This is a genomic window from Streptomyces beijiangensis (assembly GCF_017315755.1).
In the GTDB taxonomy this organism is placed as follows: Bacteria; Actinomycetota; Actinomycetes; order Streptomycetales; family Streptomycetaceae; genus Streptomyces; species Streptomyces beijiangensis.
In genome coordinates, this window is the sequence record NZ_JAFLRJ010001467.1 from 1 (window position 1) to 232 (window position 232).

A 232-nucleotide genomic window follows, 5' to 3' on the forward strand; every position below is an offset into this window, starting at 1 on the left:
CTGGTGGATGGTGGGGACCTCAGTGGTCACCGCCACCCCGGCCGCCGTGGCAGCCGTCCTCGGACTGGCCGCCACGGCCGGTGTGCTGGTGCTGGGTCGCAGGGCCGTCGCCCAGGGGCCACCGCCTCCCCCGATGGATGCCGGAGTCATGCGGCGCTTCGGGTGGATCAACATCGCCCAGTGGGCCGCGATCGCGGTGACTGTCGCGGTGTGCGTCGCCTGTGGCGTGCCC

General features: G+C 73.7%; 1 protein-coding gene. It reads left to right on the forward strand.

Annotated features, from left to right (window positions below; genetic code table 11):
• Positions 1-22: 22 nt before the first annotated feature.
• A partial coding sequence (locus J0695_RS42280; RefSeq protein ID WP_206970099.1) for a hypothetical protein occupies positions 23-232 on the forward strand: 210 nt, incomplete at its 3' end.